Here is a 3,384-nt window from a genome sequence, read left to right on the forward strand (position 1 = left end):
ATAATATTAAATTAAAAAAAGATAACTTTATAGAAGTTTTGGAAATTTAAACAGTTCTAACCAGGGGAAGCCTACAGGTTTAGCTAAAACTAGCAATTTTTTATATACTGTGTTGGCAATAGTTTTTTTATATTTTTTACTTCATTCAGTTAAATAAGTTTCCAATTCTTTTTCGGATAGAAATATTCTAATGAGTGAAAATCCATGATGCCGAATAAAAGACAATTATAAAAGTCATAAAAAAATTTAAAAATATTGGAACCATAATTTTTTGGTCATCTATTTGCATTTTATAAAAACAAAGTAAATATGTGAAAGGTTGAGTTACCAATAAAAAAACCCCTCCATATGTTGATATTAATAATAATCCTGAAAAAATCGTAAAAACCCAAATTAGAATAAGGGAAATAGAGTTTTTCGATGAATTTTTATTATAAAAAATATTAGGTTTCAATAACATCATTAGCGGAAGGGTTACATTTATTATTGCTAATGATTGAGATAATAGGTTTTTGTAGTGTGTTAATTCTTTTGTGAAAAACAAAATAAAGAACACAAAAAAACTCCAAATACTTATAATTATTAAAAGCAATTTATAAGAATATTTTTTTTTATCAAATTCAACTACACCGTAGATAAGTCCTAGAAAGACAAGTATTGAAATTACGGATAATATTTGCGTCATTTTTTAATTATTGCCAACGTTTATGTATAAGGAAAGTTGCGTGTTTGTGTGCGAGGATTTTCCGAAGGAAAATCAGCAGCTAGCAAACGAGCAACTAACATTGGTTTAGGTAAAACTAGCAATTTTTTTTATACGGTGTTGGCAATAGTTTTTTATGTGTTTTTAGTTTCTATTCCTAAAGCATTACAAACTTGTTGTCCATTTGCCTCTCCATTTAGATACCAAATTGCGAATTGTAAAGATTTCTTTAATTCAGATTCAGGTTGATGTGCTACAAAATATTTTGCTTCTTTTAAATCCCAACTTTTGAAACATTTTTCTGCTTTTTCTAGGTTCTCAAAATCAATAAATTTTTGAATTTTTTTAAGTAATTCTTCATCAGATTTTTTATGATATAATTCTATAACTTCTAAAAATTGAAGAAGTTTACCATCTTCTTTTCCTGTTAAACTATCTGAATGTTTCTCAGAAAGTATTTTAGCATCTTTTAAATGATTAGCAAAATATAAACATTCTATATTGTCTAATGCAATAGAAGAATCTTCTGGGAAAATACTATTTAATTTTTCGTAAACTTTAAGACTTTCAGGAAGTAAATTTAACCTTACATAAATTCTAGCTTTTTGTCTTAATACTGTTCTGTCCTCAGGCTCAATACCTAATGCCGCATTTACAAATTCTAAAGCATCATGTAATTTGCCATCTTTCAAAAGCCCATTAATTTTTTCTTTAAGCTCAATAAATTTTATTTTACGGTTTTGTTCCTCATTTTCAATAAATATTTGTTTTATTTCTGTATCGAACTTGTTTTTCTCAGTATTAAACTCTTTTGATTTTGACTCAAATTCAACTTGTAATCCTTTTAACTTTTCTAACTCTGTTAAATATTCTTTTTTTATACTATTTATATCTCTTATTCCAATAAACCCTATTACTCCAATGATTCCCAGAATAATTGTAATAACCGTATTTATCCTTTCATAATTACTAGAATAAGTTTCTTTAATTAAATCTTTTTCAATTTTATAATTTAATTGATTCTTTTCAACAGTATTAACATGATTCTCTAATCTAGAAACTTCTTGTCTTAAATTTTTAATATCAATACTATCTTTATTTTGTGCCAATGAAAACTGAATAAAAATCAAATTGATTACTATAAAATATTGTAGTTTGTTCATGTTTTAAATTATTGCCAACGTTTGGTATATGGAAAGTTGCGTGTTTGAGTGCGAGGATTTTCCGAAGGAAAATCGGAAGCTAGCAAACGAGCAACTAACTTTGGTTTAGGATAAAACTAGCAATTTTTTATATACTGTGTTTGCCTTTGTTATTTCACTATTTTCATTATTGTTTTAAGTCAGATACACAATAAAAAAGGCTATGTTGTATAATAAAAAGCATATTAAAGCTACAACATAAGGTTTGTAATCCTTTCCATTCCGTTTGTCCATCCAAATTAGTCCTACTAAAATTAAATTCATAATAGCGTACGTAATTGGCATTGCTATTAAATCATTTTCAAAAATATTAAATGTCCACCTTCCAATAGTTGGGTCAATAAGCACAACTGCTGAAGCAATCATATATCGCATATGTTTGGCAGTTGTTTTTCGGTGCTTGATAGCCAGAAAATACAGAACAATCAAAATAAGCATATTACCAATTGGAAAAACCAAATAATCATAATCTTCTTTTTCAATGACTTTATAAATCATTACGAGAAAACTTAAAATCCATAATGGGAAAATTACATAAGTGCTCTTTCCAATAATTTTGTGCCATTTATATTTTTTATTTACAATAAGTAATGGTTGTGTAATTAATATAGCAATCCATAATGCAGATAAGAAAAAGTGCAAATGAACAAGAATGTCAATGTGTTCATTAAATTCGGGGAATAAACCAAAATAACTAGGGTAAAATCCAATAATTGTTAAAGGAATAATTAGTAAAAAAACGTAACCTAATTTTCGATAGTTTGTTTCCATAATTGGTTTTTTTAATAAAGGCTAACGTTTATGTGTAAGGAACGTTGCGTGTTTGAGTGCGAGGATTTTCCGAAGGAAAATCAGATGCTAGCAAACAAAGCAACGACCAAACGGTTTAACTAAAATAAGCAATGTTTTTTACACGGTGTTGGCTAACGTTTTTTAATTATGCTTATTATTTTTTCAAGTTTTTCTTTATACACGTAAACTTCATATTCATAAGTTTTATTGTCAAAAGTTTTAATAGTCAGCGTGTTTTTAAAGTCAAAAACAGGTAAAATTAAACGCAAAAAATCTTGTGTTAAATCGTTAGATTGAGAAAATTTTCCAGAGTATGTTATATCCTTAATATTAGATAATTCGATGTCAGTTTTACGTGAAATTAATCCAAAAAGATGATTGCTTTTAATCCGCAATTTATTTTCGTAAACTTCCAATTCTTTTGAGTCAATTATTATTATGAATATTATTAAAAAAATTCCGATTGCAAGAGCATTAATATTTATCTCGTTTTCAGATCCAAAAAAAACACTTGTGATAATATAAATAATTATCAACCCAAAAACTAAGTCTTTTGCAAAACGTATCCATGAAAAAGTAGTGTAAATAGGCTTTTTTTCTGTCATTTCTCAAATGTCTTGTCCTGAAATATGGCTACAGGTTAAAATTGATTTACGCTGTTTTTAAATATACCATATTAGGTGTTTT

3 protein-coding genes are annotated in these 3,384 nt (G+C 26.9%); all 3 read right to left on the reverse strand.

Annotated features, from left to right (window positions below):
- Window positions 1-837 precede the first annotated feature (837 nt).
- The 3 genes from Q5N74_RS18815 to Q5N74_RS18825 all read right to left on the reverse strand — a co-directional run bounded on the left by Q5N74_RS18815 (window position 838) and on the right by Q5N74_RS18825 (window position 3,302).
- Window positions 838-1,866: a hypothetical protein gene (locus Q5N74_RS18815; protein WP_304390541.1), complete on the reverse strand. Its 1,029-nt coding sequence runs from the start codon at window positions 1,864-1,866 to the stop codon at window positions 838-840.
- A gap of 174 nt (window positions 1,867-2,040) precedes the next feature.
- Window positions 2,041-2,676 carry a hypothetical protein gene (locus Q5N74_RS18820; RefSeq protein ID WP_304390542.1) on the reverse strand — a complete coding sequence of 212 codons (636 nt, stop codon included), beginning with the start codon at window positions 2,674-2,676 and terminating at the stop codon, window positions 2,041-2,043.
- Window positions 2,677-2,828: 152 nt separating this feature from the next.
- Window positions 2,829-3,302 (reverse strand): hypothetical protein, encoded by a 474-nt coding sequence (locus Q5N74_RS18825; protein ID WP_304390543.1) that lies wholly within the window; start codon window positions 3,300-3,302, stop codon window positions 2,829-2,831.
- Between the last annotated feature and the right edge of the window lie 82 nt (window positions 3,303-3,384).

The organism is Mariniflexile sp. AS56 (assembly GCF_030552475.1).
GTDB lineage: Bacteria > Bacteroidota > Bacteroidia > Flavobacteriales > Flavobacteriaceae > Mariniflexile.

Excerpts from the sequence above, each read along its gene's own strand:
- Q5N74_RS18820 (WP_304390542.1), bottom strand. The coding sequence starts at position 2,676 with ATGGAAACAAACTATCGAAAATTAGGTTACGTTTTTTTACTAATTATT.
- Q5N74_RS18815 (WP_304390541.1), bottom strand. The coding sequence starts at position 1,866 with ATGAACAAACTACAATATTTTATAGTAATCAATTTGATTTTTATTCAG.
- Q5N74_RS18825 (WP_304390543.1), bottom strand. The coding sequence starts at position 3,302 with ATGACAGAAAAAAAGCCTATTTACACTACTTTTTCATGGATACGTTTT.